We start from the raw sequence: 16191 nt of genomic DNA on the forward strand, positions 1-16191 counted from the left end.
TTATAACAAATACGTCACGCACAGATAGGGTCCAAAGTCGTGACAGACAGTGACGTGGCCACGACCGCACCTCCGGCCTTGCCGACCCCCGAGCGATCCAGCGGACCGAACCGAGCGCGGATCGTTGCGATTGTCGCATCGATCCTCGGCATAGTTTTATGCGGATCGGTTCCGTTCCTGCCGATCGAACAGGACACCGCCGCTGTCAACTGGCCGCAGTCCGGATCGACGGCGAGCGTCGAGGCGCCATTGGTCTCGTACACACCGCTGCGTATGGAGGCATCGATTCCGTGCGCGTCGATCAACGAGTTGACCGCCGCCGGCGGAACACTCGTCTCGACTGCTCCCCCGGGTGCCGCCGACGCGCGGCGCTACGGATTTGTCGCCACGGTCTCCCCCGAATCCGCTGACGCCCCCGCCCGGGTGGACGTGGTCCTACGCGATCAAGTGTTGCTCTCGACGCCGGTCACTGATCTGCCGAGTGGATGCGTGCTCACACTTTCAGCCGAGCCGACTCGAACCACCTTCGATGCCACCGGTTCCGAACCGCGCGTCATCGAGGGCGACAGCCGGCCACAGGTGGTCGGCGTCTTCAGTGACCTCGATTCGGCAGCAGCCGGTTTGAACGTCTCGATCGAGACAGACTCTCGCTTCACGTCGAGCCCGTCGGTGATCAAAACCCTCGCCATGATTCTCGGGGCGCTCACTGCTGTCGTTTCCCTCTTCGCTCTGCACCGTCTCGACAACCGCGACGGCCGGGGCACACGCAAATTCCTGCCCGCCCGGTGGTGGAAGTTCACCGTCCTCGACGGCGTCGTGGTCGGAACTCTGGTGCTGTGGCATTTCATCGGCGCTACCACGACCGACGACGGCTACCAGTTCACGATGGCCAGGGCGTCCGAGCAATCCGGCTACATGTCCAACTACTTCCGGTGGTTCGCAGTCCCCGAAACCCCGTTCGGGACTCCGTACTACAACATCCTCGGACTCCTGGCGCACGTCAGCACTGCGAGCCCCTGGGTCCGCCTGCCTGCTCTGCTGGCGGGCATCATCACCTGGCTCGTCATCAGTCGGGAGGTCGCGCCTCGACTGGGCGCCGCAATTCGCGGAAACCGGCTCGCTCTCTGGACCGGTGCGCTCGTCTTCCTCGCATTCTGGCTTCCCTTCAACAACGGACTGCGCCCCGAACCGATCGTTGCTCTCGGCGTCCTGCTGACGTGGTGCTCGATCGAACGCGCCGTCGCGACGAGACGACTTCTACCGGTCGCAATCGCGATTCTGATCGCCGGATTCACCTTGACTGCCGGGCCCTCCGGCCTCATCTGCTTCGCCGCACTCATCGCCGGCATACGCCCGATCATGCGCATCATCATCGAGCGAGCCCGCACCACCGGTTATGTCGCAGCTGTCGGGCCACTGCTGGCTGCCGGACTCTCGATCCTCATCCCCGCGTTCGGCGATCAGAGCCTCGCCGCCGTCATCGAGATGCAACGTGTCCACTCGATCTCGCCGAATCAGCCCTGGTTCGACGAGTACCTCCGCTATCAGTACCTCTTCAACATCTCCGTCGACGGTTCCCTGACCCGCAGATTCGGTGTGTTCGTCATGGTTCTGTGCCTTGGCGTCTGCACCGCGATGATGCTGCGCAAGGGCGGCCGGATTCCCGGTCTGGCGGCCGGCCCGTCACGCCGCGTCGTGGGGCTGACGATCGGCGCACTGCCACTGCTGATGTTCTCGCCGACCAAGTGGACCCACCACTTCGGAATCTTTGCCGGACTCACCGCCGTTCTGGCGATGATGACGGCCGTCGCCGTGGGAACGAAACTCCTACGCTCGCCGCGCAATCGGGCCCTCTTCGCGGCGGCAGTCCTGTTCCTGCTGGCGGTCGCGTTCACCGGCAGCAACAGCTATTACTACGTGTCCAGCTACAGCGTTCCGTGGTGGGACAAGCCGGTGTCGATCGGCGGACTCGGTGCGAGCACCGTCCTCCTCGGATTGACCGTGCTGATGCTCGGCGTCGCCGCGTGGTACTTCTTCCGTGAGCCGTACACCGCCGGGAAGGAACCGTCCGCGAAGCACGCTCGACTGCTTGCCATCTCGCCACTGACGATCGCCGCAGGCGCCATGGTCCTCTTCGAGGTGCTGTCCATGTCCAAAGGCGTGATCACCCAATACCCGGCCTATTCGGTGGGCCGCGCGAACGTCGATGCCGTTCTCGGCCAACACTGCGGACTCGCCAACGACGTTCTGCTCGAAACCGATCCGAACTCCTCGATGCTGACCCCGCTCTCCGGCAACGTTGCCACGGCGCTCTCCGCAGGTGGGGCGACAGGATTCGATCCGAATGGTGTCGCCTCCGACCTTCGAGCCGACAAGGAAGCCACGGCTACCGGCGGCGCGAACACCGTCGACACCTCCGAGGACACCGCCGGTAACTCGGCCGGAACCGGTGGTGGCGCCGGACAGACCGGAGTCAACGGCAGTTCGGTCGCGTTGCCGTTCGGCCTCGACCCGGCGACAACACCGGTCATGGGCAGTTACGGTCAACCGTCCCCCGGCACTCTGATCAGCGACTGGTACCAACTCCCCGACGTGGGTGAGGACGCAACCCGTGGCGACATCATCTCCATTGCAACGGCTGGTCGTGTCCGATCGGTCGACAAGGACGGAATCGTCACCTACGGCCAGAACGTCGAGGTCGAGTACGGCACAGCGCGCGGCGTCGACGACGCGGAAGCAGACGATGTGGAGACACTCGGAAAAATCGCGCCCCTCGACATCGGGCCGGCACCGTCATGGCGAAACCTGCGAGTGCCACTGGATCAGATTCCCGTCGAAGCCAACAGCATTCGACTTGTCGTCAGCGACTACGACAGCAAGGCCGACCAATGGGTGGCCGTTACCCCGCCGCGCGTTCCGAAGACCCAGAAGCTCAACGACGTCGTCGGCTCGCAGACGCCCGTCATGCTGGATTGGGCTGTCGGCCTGGCATTCCCGTGCCAACGCCCCTTCGATCACCGGGTCGGAATCGCCGAGGTCCCCGAGTACCGGATCCTTCCCGACCATTCCGGCGCGCTCGTGACCAGCGCCTGGCAGGACCACTACGGCGGCGGACCGTTGGGGTGGATCGATCTGCTGCTCAGCGCTCAGACCATTCCGTCGTACCTCGACAACGACTGGGCTCGCGACTGGGGTTCGATCGAGAAGTACACACCGATCGATCCGAGCGCAGTGCCTGCCCAGATCGACGAAGCGACCGTTCAGCGCTCCGGGACGTGGAACCCGGGATCGATGACCATGGTTTTCTGAGCGGCAGCGTGACTGAGTGACGCGGTCCAGTCGCGGGCGGATCGGACGAAACGCCTGCGACTGGACACTTGTATGACTTAGTCTCCCAGGCATGGGAGCCCTGTCACGGTCTATCGCGCCCGCGCTGATGGCACTGACGTGCCTGCTCGGGGCGCTCACCCTCCCCACTCCCGCCTCGGCTGAGGTCCCGGATGACTTCCTCTGGGGCGTTGCCACCTCCGGATTCCAATCGGAAGGATCGTCGCCGGACAGCAACTGGTCTCGATATTCCGACTCCGGACGAACCCACGACAAGATCGGCGATTCGGTCGACTTCCGCCATCGCTACGCCGAGGACATCGACCGGGCGGCCGATCTGGGGTCGAAGGTTTTCCGCTTCGGCGTCGAGTGGGCTCGGGTTCAGCCCACCCCGGGAAACTGGAACGAGACCGAATTCGCGTACTACGACGACGTGGTGACGCACATCCGCGCGCAGGGCATGACTCCGATGATCACGCTCGACCACTGGGTGTATCCGGGATGGGTTGTCGATCAAGGCGGATGGACAAATCCGAAGACCGAAGCCGACTGGCTGGTCAACGCAGAGATGGTAGTCGAGCGGTACTCCGGGATCGGTGCGCTGTGGATCACGATCAACGAGCCGACTGTGTATGTTCAGCGCGAATTGACCTACGGCGGAATCGCTCTCACCCAGGCACCGTCGATGTTCGACTCATTGGTTCGGGTTCACCGGGCGATCTACGACCGGATACACGTTCTCGATCCCGGCGCTCGTGTGAGCAGTAATTTCTCCTTCATTCCCGGCGTGTCCGAGGCGATAGATTCGGTGTTCACGGATCGAGTGCGCGACAAGCTCGACTTTCTCGGGATCGACTACTACTACGGTGTGGCCCTGAACAATCCGACTGCCGCGTACGCCGCACTCGACGAGTTCTACAACGTCACACCTCAACCCGAAGGCCTGTACGACGCGTTGATGCGTTACTCGGGCAAGTATCCCGAACTCCCCCTCTACATCGTCGAGAACGGCATGCCCACCGACAACGGAGCGCCGCGCGCCGACGGATACACACGCGCGAATCACCTACGCGATCACATCTATTGGATGGAACGCGCCCGAGAAGACGGTGCCGACGTGATCGGCTACAACTACTGGTCCATCACCGACAACTACGAATGGGGTTCGTACCGACCTCGATTCGGCCTCTACACCGTAGATGTTCTCGGCGATCCCACCGCGGCCCGAATCCCGACCGACGGAGTCGACACCTACCGCCGGATCATTCGCGACAACGGCGTCGGCGCCGACTACGTGCCCGTCATGGCCCCGGCTTTCTGCTCGCTCGTCGACCCTCCACGCAGCTGCACGGCTACTCGATGACAACCGTTTTCCGAATTTCCACCACTCCTCGTCGTTAGGATGCCCCATGCGAACACTGCAAAAGATCGCCGGAACTGCTGCTGCCACTGCTGCCCTGATCCTGGCTGCGGGAGGCGCTGCGACGGCAGCCCCCAACCCGGCCGATTCGCCCCGTGAGGCGCAGGCACGTGCCTACATCGACGCCCTCGTCTCCCATGACGTCTCCGATGTGCATTTCGCCCCGGACGCGACGCGCGTCGAAGCCGGAATCAAGACCGGATTCTCCGGACCGCAGATGACCGCCGACCTCGAAAACGGCATCCAGTACCGCGTCATCCAGGGCATACGCGACCTCGAGATGTCGGAAGCCGGGGACATCGTCTCGACCACCTACCTGCTGGACGCGGGAATCGGTGGCACTCGCCTCATGACCGTGGAGATTCGTGAAACCTTCGAAGTCCGTGACGGACTCATCCACGACGTCGTCGCCGACATCATCCCGGTGTCGGTGTCGTGACGCGCGCTCGATAGCTACTGGGCGGTGCACCCGAGACCCGGGTGCACATCGCCGCGAAAGCAGCCGGCGTCGAGTATCCGAGTTCAGACGCAACGGACGTCACACTGACGCCGGCGGAGAGTTTCGGAAGCGCATGAAGAATGCAGGCACGCTGCATCCACGACGACGCGCTCATCCCCGTCTCCGAGATCAGCAAGCGGTGCAGCGTTCGTTCACTGATGTGAAGTCGCCCGGCCCACCGCGCGGGCGAGTCGTGAATCGACGGGCCTGCGAGATACCGCGTACACAACGCCCGCAATCCCGGGTGCCGAGGCAGTGGGAGTTCCACAGGTAGGGGTGCAAGATCGCGAAGTTCGTGGAGGATCAGCTGAACTACTGCGGTCTCACGTCCGTGAGCAGAGAAGTCGTCCTCTACGTTCAATTCGACATCCATATCGACCGCAGCGACAAGTAACTCGCGTAGTAGCGGCGAGACCGCGACCACTCGGCACCTGACCGGAAACCAGGGAACTGCGGACGGTTCGATGTAGAGGCTTCGTGTGCTGACGCCGTCCATCGTCACCGCATGAACGACACCGGCGGGAATCATGACCGCATTGGACGGCAGAACCGTCCACTCACCGTCTTCGGTTTCGACGTTCATCGCACCGTTCACAGCGAAGAGGAACTGGGCTCGCCGATGATCGTGGGCAGCCAGCGCGTGGCCGCGCGGGTAGTCGGTTCCGATGGCGAGAACACTGCGACGTGAGTGATCGACGCCCTTGATCGCAATGTTGCGCACCCGAGAGAACCTACCGAGTCGGTGTCCGATTGACAATGGAATCTGGCGAACCTTCGAATGTGAGCCAGCAGGGAAATCGCTACCGTTCATCACGTGCTTCACTACGCCCTCATTCTGCTCGCTTTCGGCGCTCTGACCGGAGTCACCACTGTTCTGTTCGGATTCGGTGGCGGGTTCGTCACCGTCCCAGTCGTTTACGCTGCGTCCGCACTTCGGCCAGACGTCACCGATCCGATGCACGTCGCCGTCGCGTCCTCAGCGGCCGTGATGGTGGTCAATTCACTCAGTGCCACAGTGGCATTCAGGAAATCAGGACGACTTCGGACGGAGTACATCCGACCTCTGATCGGACCCGTAGCAGTCGGAGCAGCGCTCGGAGCGGTCGCGGCAGGTCACGTCGACGACGGCATCGTCCGGATCCTGTTTGCCCTCTATCTCGTCGTGACGATCCTGGACAGCCTTCTGCGGCAAGGGTTTCTGACGCCTCCCGAACCTCGCGACCGTCTCGGCCCAAACGGGGTCCGCACAGTCGGGATCGGAATCGGTGCCGTCGCAAGTTTCCTCGGCGTAGGCGGCAGCGTCATGACGGTGCCGATGATGCGACGCGGCGGAGTTCAAATGGCCGACGCCGCCGCGAGCGCCAACCCGTTGAGCCTGCCTGTCGCCGTCGTCGCGACTGCCGTGTACACGGCGGCATCCGGACACATCTCTGCTTCGGATCTGTCGGCGGGCAGAGTCGGCGCTGTCGACCTTCTGGCCGTCTGCGCGCTTCTCGCCGGCTCTCTGCCTGCGATTGTGCTGAGCCGGCGACTAATCGGTGCTATTCCGGACCGCGTCCATGCCGGCGCCTACATCGCTCTACTCTGCGTCGTCACGGCAGTGATGGTGGCGGCCTAGCGGACGGCGTACCGCAGGTAGATCACGCCGCCGTCGAAGGTTTTCTCCTCGAGCAGCTGCAGATCAAGCCGGCTTTCCGGGAGAGCTCGCAATCCGCCGCCGATATTGACCGGACACAGGAACAGTCTGACTTCATCGACCAAACCCGCCGCGAAAGCACTAACCGCAACCGTCGGTCCACCGATCGAGATATCTTGTGCCGCTTCGCTCTTGATCGTGCTGACGAAGTCTGCATCGAAGCGCGGGACGATCCTGGTGCGCGCAGTCGACACCTCGTTCAGCGTCGTGGAGTACACGATCTTGTCGATTCCACGCCAGATCTGAGCGAATTCGACGGTCGCCGCCTCGATACCGGCAAACTCGTCCGGAACTGAAGAACCTCCTGGCACTGACGAACGCCCGAGGTCCTCGGCTGCCATTGTTTCCCAGGGAATCATCGTCTCGTACATCCGGCGCCCGAGCAGGTATGTGCCGACTCCCCTCTCGAGCTCGTTGACGAACGAATGGACCTGCGCGTCGGGAACAGCCCAGTCGAAGTTCCCGTCCCTGTCCGCCACGTACCCGTCGATCGAGCAGATCGCCGAGTAGATCAGGCTCACCATCGGTCCACGTGCAGCACGTTGTCGACGGGTTCGCGCGCGGCAGGTTTGAACGTCCCGCCGGTGAAGTACGCCGTCGGGATCAGAGCCGCCTGATGGAATCCGGCCGGAATGCCCAGCAGCTCGGCAACTTCCGCCTCACGCTGCAGGTGCAACGTTGTCCAGGCCGTACCGAGTCCACGTGCCCGTGCTGCCAGCGCGTAACTCCACGCGGCCGGCAGTAGCGAACCCCACAGACCCGCCTGGTTCCCCTCCGGCAACGTCTTACCCGCCTTGATGCACGGAATGAGGAGAACCGGTACCTCGCCCATGTGCTCACCGAGCCACGCGACGCTCGTGCCTACTCGCTGTTGGATCGGCGCGCGATCGGGGTCGTCGGCGAAGAGCTTTGCCGCCGAACCGTGAGAAGCAAGGTACTCGTCGGTGACTTCCTTGTAGATCTGCCCAACTGCTGCTCGCAGTGCCGGATCTGTCACAACCATCCACTGCCACCCCTGGCGATTCGAACCGGAAGGCGCTTGCAGGGCGATCTGGAGACACTCCTTCACCAGATCCAAGGGCACCGGACGGGTCAGATCCAGACGCTTTCGAACCGTTCGCGTTGTGGTCAGTAATTCGTCGGGTGTCAGGTCGAGCACGGGATACGACGTCATCTCCCGATCATTGCACTGTCGCGAGCCGTGAGCAGGGCAGTCCGTCTACACTTTTCTGATCCCGTACGTGGCTGGTGTGTCGGGAGCATTCACGGATCAAAGGACTTTCGACATGAGTTGGCACGTCTGGTTGGCGTTCTTCGGAGCAAGTTGGGTGATCAGCCTGTCACCAGGGGCCGGTGCCATTGCGTCGATGTCGTCGGGGCTTGCCTACGGTCTGCGGCGCGGATATTGGAACATTTTCGGGCTGCAGTTGGGTTTGTTGTTGCAGATCGGAATTGTCGCGGCCGGCGTCGGCGCCGTTCTCGCCAGCTCGACCGTGGCCTTTTCCTTGATCAAGTGGTTCGGTGTCGCATACCTCGTCTACCTGGGGATCAGGCAGTGGCGATCGGCGCCCACCGAGGTGGAGACCGACGAAGCCGCCGCGAGCAGTTCCGGTCCGATGATGATGCTTCGCGGATTTCTCGTGAACGCGAGCAACCCGAAAGCCGTCGTTTTCATGCTCGCAGTGCTCCCGCAGTTCCTCGATCCGTCGGCGCCGCTGCTGCCGCAGTATCTGATCATCGCTGCAACGATGTGCGCCGTCGACGTGATCGTGATGACCGGGTACACCGGGCTGGCCGCACGGGTGCTCACCTTGATGCGCTCCCCCAAACAGCAGCGAACCACCAATCGAGTGTTCGCCGGTCTGTTCTTCGGCGCTGCAGGCTTTCTCTCGAGCATCGGCCGTGCGGCGGCTTGATCGGTCACACGGCTTGATCGATCACAGGCCCGCAATCAAGTTGACGACGGACGCCACGATCACCGAACCGAACAGGTACGACAGCAATGCGTGCCCGAGCGCCATCGCACGCATGTCCGACGACTTCAAGTTGGTGTCGGAAATCGCGAAGCTCATCCCGACCGTGTACGCCACGTAGGCGAAATCGCTGTACCTCGGCGGTTCTTCCTGATTGAAATCGATTCCGCCGTCAGGGCCGGAGTAATACAGCCGCGCATATCCGAGGGCGAAGAGCGTGTGGACCGCCAGCCACGAGATCACGACGCTGCCGACTGCAACCGATGCCGCCACGACTTGGTAGTGATGTCCGTCGGGCGCCGCCAGGAGCAGGAACGCGATACCGACCAGGCTCGCGACGGCGGCGCCGAGAATCAGCAGATGTGCGACATTGCGGGCCGGCTCTTCGCGCGTTGCGTGGCTTGCTGTGAGCGTCGCGTCGAAGGGCCAGACCAGAATCCACGTCCACACCGTGAACACCATCGCCGCCACATCCCAGCCGATCAGAAACGCGAACCGGGGATAGCCGACCAACGCCGTGACGACACCTGCGGCCACACCGAGCAGCAGACCCGTCGACACTCTCAGCGCCGGCCCGGCACCCAGGGCGCTCCGCGGAACCGGCTTGATCGGAAGGTCGTGCGGTCGATCGTTCACGGGCTCAGTCAACCACTGTTAGAAGTGAGACGGTGGTTACGTGACACGGCGACTCAGGCGTTGCACGCGCCGACTATCGGCTTGCCGTTGAATCTGTCCAGCACGTACTGCAATCCGACGCCGAAATCCGCCACCGCCGGTGCGAGATGATTGTTGCCGCTCCCCGGATTCACCGCGGGCAGGGTGTCGGTGAACAACGTCGCCTCGGCCCCACGCGCACACCAGTTCTGAACCAGGCGCCGGGTTTGCTCGTACGGGATGAAATCGTCGTTGAGCGCTCCGTTGACAAGGATCGGTGAGGCCGGGGTTCGACGCCCGATGCGTTGTTCCTCGATCACCTGCTGGATCTCCGGTACCGATTCCACCACGTCGGCAAGGGGTCGTCCGTCCGTGGTCCATGACGCCGTCGACTGCTTCCCGTACTTGGTTCGGGAATCGATGAGGCATTGCCCAGCTACGTCTGCGAGCACGGACCGGCCGTAGTCGTTCAGTCGAGATTCGATCGGTTCGCGGGCCGCTGGATAGCGGTCGAGGACGCCGTTGATCGTGTAGCCGATCGCGGCCATCAGACCGGTACCGTCGATATGACGCAGAACGCTTGCCAGGTCGGCCGGGGGCGCGCTCGCGTAGCTCCCGACCAGATTCACCTCAGGCGCGTATTCGGGCGCCAGTTCGGTTGCTGCGGCAGTGGCCCCGCCGCCCTGAGAATGCCCCCAGAGCGCTATCGGATCGTCCGCCCCTGCCTTCGCCAGGGTTCGGGCAGCGCGTGCACCGTCCAACATCGCGTGGGCTTCCTCGGCGCGATTGACGTAGGTGTGGACGCCTGGCGTTCCGAGTCCGATGTAGTCGGTGACAAACACGCGAACGCCCTGGGCGAGGAAAGCGAATGCGAAGGCGGACTCGTAGTTGACACCGACACTGTCCACCCCGGCACCGTAGTTCGACGGATTCCCAGGCTCCGCCAGGCGGAGCTGACCGGCAGTGGGGAACATCCTCGACGGTGCACACTGATCACCTTGGCCTTGCGTGCCCGGACCGATCACGACTGTCGGGCGCGGCCCCGCCCCTGACCACGGGGCGGCCGGTTCCAGGAACGAGCCCGACACGGCCACCTTGGATCCGTGGGTGTCGGTACTCGCGTACAGGATCCGAGTCCCCACACCAGGCACTGCGCCGACGGCGCCGGCAAGCGGAAGTGGTTCCGTCCGGATCACCGATCCCGGATCACCGACGTCGTCTGGACTCGCGTCGTAGAAATCGCTCACCGGTTCGGCATTCGATATCGGTGTGAACAGCAGCGACGTGGGCAACAGTGCCGAGATCGCCACGGCCGAAATCTTCACTGCCGCGAGGACGACCTTCCGGGTGCTCATGGAAATCCAACGTATAGGCCTCAGTCGATGCGCGGACCGGTTTCGATCTGCGGGACTTCAATCGATCGGTACCAACTCTTACGCGAGCGGGCCATACCGCTGGCCCCCCGATCCCCTGGTTTCACGGCCAGAACCTGATGAATCGTAAGCCTGTGTGGCTCCTCGAAACCCAGCGCACTGGCAGCGAGGTACAGCAACCAGGTTCGCACTCGGGGAGCACCGACCTGTAGGACTGCCGCGTCCCAGTTCTCGCGAAGGTTCTGCACCCACGCTCGCAGCGTCAGTGCGTAATGCTCACGCAACGCTTCGCTGTCACGTGTCTCGAAACCTGAAAGTTCCAGCGCATCAACGGTTTTACTCAGCGGAAGTATCTCGCCGTCCGGGAAGATGTAGCTGTCGATGAAACTGGGTCCGTCTTCGGCCTTGTCCGACAACGACTTCACCGCTGCGATGGCGTGATTGAGCAGACGCCCCTGCGGCACGAGAAGGTCGTAGAGTTTTGCCGTGTACACCGGCAAATTGACCAGGCCCACATGCTCGGACATCCCGATACTCGAAATCGCGTCGTACGGGCCGTCATCGACGTCGCGGTAGTCCTGCACCCGAATCTCGATGCGGTCGGTCAAACCTGCATCGGCAACTCGCCCTTTGGCGTACTCGACCTGCTCGTTACTCAGTGACACCCCGACGACATCGACCCCGTAGTTCTGGGCAGCGTGCAGTGCCATCGATCCCCAACCACAGCCGACGTCGAGCAGTCGCATTCCCGGCTTCAGATCGAGCTTGCGGCAAATCAGGTCCAGCTTCGCGAACTGAGCGGCTTCGAGGGATTCGACCCCCTCCGGCCAGTATCCGCACGAATAGACCACGCTCGACCCGAGAAACAGTTCGTAGAAGCGATTCCCGACGTCGTAGTGATGGGAGACAGTCGCAGAATCGCGCGATTTGCTGTGCCGTTTACCTCGCTTACGACGCATCTCGATCGACGGGGGTGATGGCGGTAGACCCAGCGCCCCCAAGCCGGCAAAAGTACCGGCGGCGCGCACGATCGAGCGCAACGGCAACGCCGACAATCGATTCTCGCCGAGCCGCGTGACGAGGTCCGGGACGTCGAGGAGCGCAAAGATATCGCCGTCGACGTCAAGATCCCCGGAAACGTACGCCCTCGCCAACCCCAATTCGTTGGGAGAGTAGAGGACTCGCCGCAATGCACGCCGATTCCGGAAATGCACCTGTGCAGCGGCGTCCGGCGGGCCCGCCTCGGAACCGTCCCAACAACGCACTCGAATCGGAAGCGGAACCCCGATCATGTCCTCGAAAACTGTCAGAATCTTGGTCGCGGCGCCAGTCACAAATCAACCCTCCGACAAAAGATGGTTAGCCGATGACAGAAAACTTACGCCCGATGCACGAAACTTTCGCGCCATTTGTCCGAGTTTTAGGCAGTGTTCATCACGGTTTCGGTGTTCGTCGCTGAGTTCAGGGCTCCACCAGTCCGGCGAGAAACTCCACCAACAACCGCTTGGTTACCTCGCGTGGCAGCGATTCCACTGCCGCCAGCACCGCCGCCATGTCCAGCGGAGAATCAGAAGAGCCCCGCGGATCCAGCCCCGCCGACGTCAAAGCTGCCGCAACGGCGTCACTGGGCAAAGCGAGTACATCGGCGACGGTGACATCGCCACGTTCGAATGCTCCGGCCAACTCTGCCAGGGCCGGCGGTGCCTGCGCTGCCGCCAGGCCGCGAACGTCGTCGGCACCGAGGACGAGCGCGCTGGTCAACTCACCGAGCACAGACTCCGTTACCGGGGTGACGGTGAGGTGGGTTGTTCGAGGCAACGTCGTCCCGTCGGATTGCGTCGACGCCGGCTGCCCTTGAAGGACGAAACCCCGGGCACCGACGGCGCTCACCCAGCGATGCGGATCCACTCGGCGTTCGAGCGGCACGGAATCGTCGGCAGCGACCGCGAACAGCGGTCCCACCGGCGAGCCCACGACGCGAAGCCCGTCGACGCTCTGGACCGTGTCGATGAGCGCACGGGTCGCCCACTGCGCCCGGGACACCAATTCGGCATACCCGGGTTGACCGAGGACTTGCGAAATCGCCCACGCCCCGGCCAGGGCAGCAACGGATTTGGAACCGAGAAGAGTGGGATTGACCACCGGATAGCCCGGCCAGTCCGTGAGTCCGAAATATTGCTTGCGATGCAGATCCCGCCCACGGTGCAGCAACACGGAGACGCCTTTGGGTGAGTATCCGTACTTGTGGAAGTCGACCGACATGCTGGTGACACCGGCCACCCGGAAATCCCAGGGCGGCAGATCACCCCACCACGGCAACGCAAGTCCGCCGATGCAGGCGTCGACATGCAATGGAATCGACCGTGCACGAGCAACTTCCGCGACTTCGGCGATCGGATCGAGCGCCGCGAACGGGTAATTGGGCGCAGAGACGACGATCAATACCGTGTCGTCCCGCACCGCTGCCGCAATACCTTGTGCGTCGACGCGCCCCGACGTGGGATCCACCGGCACCAGGATCAGTTCCAGCCCGAGCAAGTGCGCCGCCTTGTGGAAAGCGGCATGCGCGGTGGTCGGAAGAACCAGCGAGCCCTCCCCCGGTGGGAGACCGCGAAAGTCGCGAGCGGCCTTGACGGCCAACACACAACTCTCCGTTCCGCCGCTGGTGACGTTACCGACGACCACTCCTTCTGCTCCTGCGGCTGTATCCGTCGCTGTGTCCGAAGTTCCATGGAGGAACTCGCGCGCGAACGCCACCAGTTCACGCTCCATGACCGCAGTGGAGGGAAACACCGTCGGATCGAGACCGTTGACGGGCTGAACCAATCGAGCTGCGTCCGCTGCCAACTCGTCGAGGGCTGCGAGACCGCTGTCGTACACGTACGACAGAACACGGCCGCCGTGCGTCGGAGCATCCTGTTCACGGAGCGAACGCAACCGGCCCAAGATGTCAGCGGCTCGGCTCTCGAGGTTCGAGCTCTCGAGGATTTTGCCCTGAAGTGCCTCGGACTGAGTGGAACTCATCGTTCACCTGCGTTCTCGTGAGTGGATTCTTGTTCGGTGTGGTAATTCCGTAATACGACCAGGCTTATCGCAACCAGGATTGCCGGCACGATCGAGAACCCCAGGGCGATACCGGTGAGCGCCGATTCAGGTTGTACGACGCTCTCCCCCGCTGTTTTCGAGACAAACCCGGTAGCTGCGAGAACACCCAAGAACACGGCGGGTCCGAGGGCCAGGCCTGCGGTTTCCGAGGCGGTCCAGATACCACTGAGCGAGCCACCACGCTGGCGACTACCGATTCGCGCGTCGTCTTCGATGACGTCCGGGAGCATCGCCAGCGGGAACACCTGCATACCGGCATAGGCAACGCCGGCAAGGGCGACGGCGCCGTAGATCCACGGGCCGGCGTCGAGCGCAGCGAGCGTCAACAACGCCGTCGCGACGACGAACAGAACCGAAGACACGACGTAGCCGCGAAGCTTTCCGTACCGATGAGAGAACCGATACCACAGCGGCATCACGACGAGGGCCGGCCCGACGAGTGCGACGAACAGCCCGGTGAGTGCACCTTCGTTCCCCATCACATACGTCGCCAGGTATTGCGCACCAGCCAACATCACCGCGGTCGCAAGAGCTTGGAGCACGAACACGATGACCAGCAATCGGAACGAGCGAGTGTGTCGTATCGCGTCGAACCCGTCCCGATACTGCACAAGCAACGAGCCGGTCGGGGCATCCGCGTGAGTCACCGTGTGGCGCGCTGCTCCGCGAACTGCCCAGATCATTGCCCCGCACATCAACGCCGACACCCCGATCGCCATGACGAGATAGCCGCGCGCCCCACCCCCGGCGGCATCGCGGAGCTCGGGGCCGCCGGCACCGATGACCAGAATTGTCAGGGCCAACACAGCAATTCGAACCGATACCAAGCGAGTGCGCTCGTGATAATCGCCGGTCAACTCGGTCGGCAACGCGATGTACGGAACCTGAAAGAGACTGTAGGCACTGGCCGCGAGCAGGAAGAAGACGAGCACCCACAACGCCCCGACTCCAGGGCCGGCAGACACGGGAGCCGAGAACGTGAGAATGAAGAGCAAGGGCAGAGCCAGAGCACCTGCGAGCATGAGTGGCACTCGCGTACCAGTTCGGTGAGAGCCACGATCGCTGATCGACCCGATCAGTGGGTCGATCAGGACATCGGCGATTTTCGGAACGATGACCACGAGCGACGCGAGCGCCGCGGCAACCCCGAGGGTGTCGGTCAGGTAGTACGCCAGTACCAGACCTGGCAGAACACCGAATCCACCCGTACCGACACTTCCCGCTGCGTATCCGGCCACCACACCACGCGAAAGCCTGTCAGGCGATCTACCTTCACGAAGACGTACCGGTTTGTCTGTAGTCACCGTCCACACACTAATGTCACGACTCCGTACCGCGAGGGCAAAAGAATCCCGATGACCAGAAGTCGCTCACTCGGACGGGCCTGGCATGCCAGACTGTGACCCGATTCGCACACGAACGAAAGTCTGAGCACGATGGTTGATCCACTGAACGAGATCTGGCCTCCGTACGGAGTAACGATCACGTGTGGGCCCGTCACCTTGACCCCTGTGCGCGACGACCATTTCCCCGAACTCGATGCGCTGGTTCGAGCCGGCATTCACCCTGCCGAACAGATGCCTTTTCTTGTCCCCTGGACTGTGGGCACGCCGGACGAAGTGTCGCGAAGGTTCATCCAATATCACTGGTCGGTCCGCGGAGCGATGAGCGTCGCCGACTGGAAATTCGAAACAGCCATCGTTGTCGACGGGGAAATCGTAGGTTGTCAGGCGTTTGCCGCGACGGACTTCCCCAACAGTCGTACCGGTGAAACCGGCTCGTGGATCGGGCGTGAGTTCCAAGGCCGGGGTATCGGTACTCTCGCCCGACAGGCTATCTGCGCATTCGCATTCGACTCTTTGGGCGCACGCAGCGTCGCGTCGTCGGCGTTCACCGACAACCCCGCCTCGATCACGGTGTCGACCAAAGTCGGGTACCGCGCAGACGGCACGATAGAGGAGTTGGCTGCCGACGGCCGAATGACCGTGCGTCGTCTCTTCACCCTCAGTCGCGAAGACTTTGTCGCACCGCCGTATCCCGTCGAAGTGACAGGCGTGCACGAGCTCAAGCAGATGCTCGGCATCGACTGAGCGAGCTACCCGCGCACAGCGACAACTTTTGTCGAGGCCCCCGGTTCCGACTTT

General features: G+C 62.9%; 14 protein-coding genes. 6 read left to right on the forward strand and 8 right to left on the reverse strand.

Going from position 1 to position 16191, the window contains the following annotated elements; genetic code table 11:
• The first annotated feature begins 54 nt into the window (after window positions 1-54).
• From ACFQ6H_RS21945 to ACFQ6H_RS21955, 3 genes are all read left to right on the forward strand, one after another.
• Window positions 55-3309, forward strand: a complete 3255-nt coding sequence (locus ACFQ6H_RS21945; RefSeq protein ID WP_378648590.1) for an arabinosyltransferase domain-containing protein — start codon at window positions 55-57, stop codon at window positions 3307-3309.
• A gap of 127 nt (window positions 3310-3436) precedes the next feature.
• A complete protein-coding gene (locus ACFQ6H_RS21950; protein WP_378648592.1) occupies window positions 3437-4690 on the forward strand; it encodes a glycoside hydrolase family 1 protein in 1254 nt (417 codons plus the stop codon).
• Between the two features lie 46 nt (window positions 4691-4736).
• Complete coding sequence (locus ACFQ6H_RS21955; RefSeq protein ID WP_378648573.1) at window positions 4737-5186, forward strand: hypothetical protein; 450 nt, start codon at window positions 4737-4739, stop codon at window positions 5184-5186.
• Here the strand turns inward: ACFQ6H_RS21955 and ACFQ6H_RS21960 are convergent.
• Window positions 5164-5967: an AraC family transcriptional regulator gene (locus ACFQ6H_RS21960; RefSeq protein WP_378648575.1), complete on the reverse strand. Its 804-nt coding sequence runs from the start codon at window positions 5965-5967 to the stop codon at window positions 5164-5166. The genes ACFQ6H_RS21955 and ACFQ6H_RS21960 overlap by 23 nt on opposite strands.
• A gap of 93 nt (window positions 5968-6060) precedes the next feature.
• Between ACFQ6H_RS21960 and ACFQ6H_RS21965 the strand changes: the two genes are divergently transcribed.
• A complete protein-coding gene (locus ACFQ6H_RS21965; RefSeq protein WP_378648577.1) occupies window positions 6061-6864 on the forward strand; it encodes a sulfite exporter TauE/SafE family protein in 804 nt (267 codons plus the stop codon).
• Here ACFQ6H_RS21965 and ACFQ6H_RS21970 read toward each other — a convergent pair.
• The gene (locus ACFQ6H_RS21970) at window positions 6861-7466 is read right to left on the reverse strand and encodes a dihydrofolate reductase family protein (protein ID WP_378648578.1); all 606 of its coding nucleotides are present in this window, start codon (window positions 7464-7466) and stop codon (window positions 6861-6863) included. The two genes, ACFQ6H_RS21965 and ACFQ6H_RS21970, sit on opposite strands and share 4 nt — an antisense overlap.
• Window positions 7460-8116 (reverse strand): nitroreductase family protein, encoded by a 657-nt coding sequence (locus tag ACFQ6H_RS21975; protein WP_378648580.1) that lies wholly within the window; start codon window positions 8114-8116, stop codon window positions 7460-7462. The genes ACFQ6H_RS21970 and ACFQ6H_RS21975 overlap by 7 nt, the downstream gene beginning before the upstream one ends.
• A gap of 112 nt (window positions 8117-8228) precedes the next feature.
• Here ACFQ6H_RS21975 and ACFQ6H_RS21980 point away from each other — a divergent pair, with 112 nt between their 5' ends.
• Window positions 8229-8858: a LysE family transporter gene (locus ACFQ6H_RS21980; RefSeq protein ID WP_378449596.1), complete on the forward strand. Its 630-nt coding sequence runs from the start codon at window positions 8229-8231 to the stop codon at window positions 8856-8858.
• Between the two features lie 21 nt (window positions 8859-8879).
• Here ACFQ6H_RS21980 and ACFQ6H_RS21985 read toward each other — a convergent pair whose 3' ends face one another.
• From ACFQ6H_RS21985 to ACFQ6H_RS22005, 5 genes are all read right to left on the reverse strand, one after another.
• The gene (locus tag ACFQ6H_RS21985; protein ID WP_378538706.1) at window positions 8880-9551 is read right to left on the reverse strand and encodes a DUF1345 domain-containing protein; all 672 of its coding nucleotides are present in this window, start codon (window positions 9549-9551) and stop codon (window positions 8880-8882) included.
• A gap of 53 nt (window positions 9552-9604) precedes the next feature.
• Window positions 9605-10924, reverse strand: a complete 1320-nt coding sequence (locus ACFQ6H_RS21990) for a lipase family protein (protein WP_378648582.1) — start codon at window positions 10922-10924, stop codon at window positions 9605-9607.
• A gap of 20 nt (window positions 10925-10944) precedes the next feature.
• Window positions 10945-12276 carry a class I SAM-dependent methyltransferase gene (locus ACFQ6H_RS21995; protein ID WP_378648584.1) on the reverse strand — a complete coding sequence of 444 codons (1332 nt, stop codon included), beginning with the start codon at window positions 12274-12276 and terminating at the stop codon, window positions 10945-10947.
• A 127-nt stretch (window positions 12277-12403) separates the two neighbouring features.
• Window positions 12404-13966, reverse strand: a complete 1563-nt coding sequence (locus ACFQ6H_RS22000; RefSeq protein ID WP_378648586.1) for a pyridoxal phosphate-dependent decarboxylase family protein — start codon at window positions 13964-13966, stop codon at window positions 12404-12406.
• Window positions 13963-15360 (reverse strand): MFS transporter, encoded by a 1398-nt coding sequence (locus ACFQ6H_RS22005; protein WP_378648588.1) that lies wholly within the window; start codon window positions 15358-15360, stop codon window positions 13963-13965. The genes ACFQ6H_RS22000 and ACFQ6H_RS22005 overlap by 4 nt, the downstream gene beginning before the upstream one ends.
• 123 nt (window positions 15361-15483) lie before the next feature.
• Here ACFQ6H_RS22005 and ACFQ6H_RS22010 point away from each other — a divergent pair, with 123 nt between their 5' ends.
• Complete coding sequence (locus tag ACFQ6H_RS22010; protein WP_378547899.1) at window positions 15484-16137, forward strand: GNAT family N-acetyltransferase; 654 nt, start codon at window positions 15484-15486, stop codon at window positions 16135-16137.
• Window positions 16138-16191 lie beyond the last annotated feature (54 nt).

This window comes from Rhodococcus sp. NPDC056506 (genome assembly GCF_042794945.1).
In the GTDB taxonomy this organism is placed as follows: Bacteria; Actinomycetota; Actinomycetes; order Mycobacteriales; family Mycobacteriaceae; genus Rhodococcus_F.

Excerpts from the sequence above, each read along its gene's own strand:
- ACFQ6H_RS22010 (WP_378547899.1), top strand. The coding sequence starts at position 15,484 with ATGGTTGATCCACTGAACGAGATCTGGCCTCCGTACGGAGTAACGATC.
- ACFQ6H_RS21970 (WP_378648578.1), bottom strand. The coding sequence starts at position 7,466 with ATGGTGAGCCTGATCTACTCGGCGATCTGCTCGATCGACGGGTACGTG.
- ACFQ6H_RS22000 (WP_378648586.1), bottom strand. The coding sequence starts at position 13,966 with ATGAGTTCCACTCAGTCCGAGGCACTTCAGGGCAAAATCCTCGAGAGC.
- ACFQ6H_RS21980 (WP_378449596.1), top strand. The coding sequence starts at position 8,229 with ATGAGTTGGCACGTCTGGTTGGCGTTCTTCGGAGCAAGTTGGGTGATC.
- ACFQ6H_RS21990 (WP_378648582.1), bottom strand. The coding sequence starts at position 10,924 with ATGAGCACCCGGAAGGTCGTCCTCGCGGCAGTGAAGATTTCGGCCGTG.
- ACFQ6H_RS21975 (WP_378648580.1), bottom strand. The coding sequence starts at position 8,116 with ATGACGTCGTATCCCGTGCTCGACCTGACACCCGACGAATTACTGACC.
- ACFQ6H_RS21955 (WP_378648573.1), top strand. The coding sequence starts at position 4,737 with ATGCGAACACTGCAAAAGATCGCCGGAACTGCTGCTGCCACTGCTGCC.
- ACFQ6H_RS21950 (WP_378648592.1), top strand. The coding sequence starts at position 3,437 with ATGGCACTGACGTGCCTGCTCGGGGCGCTCACCCTCCCCACTCCCGCC.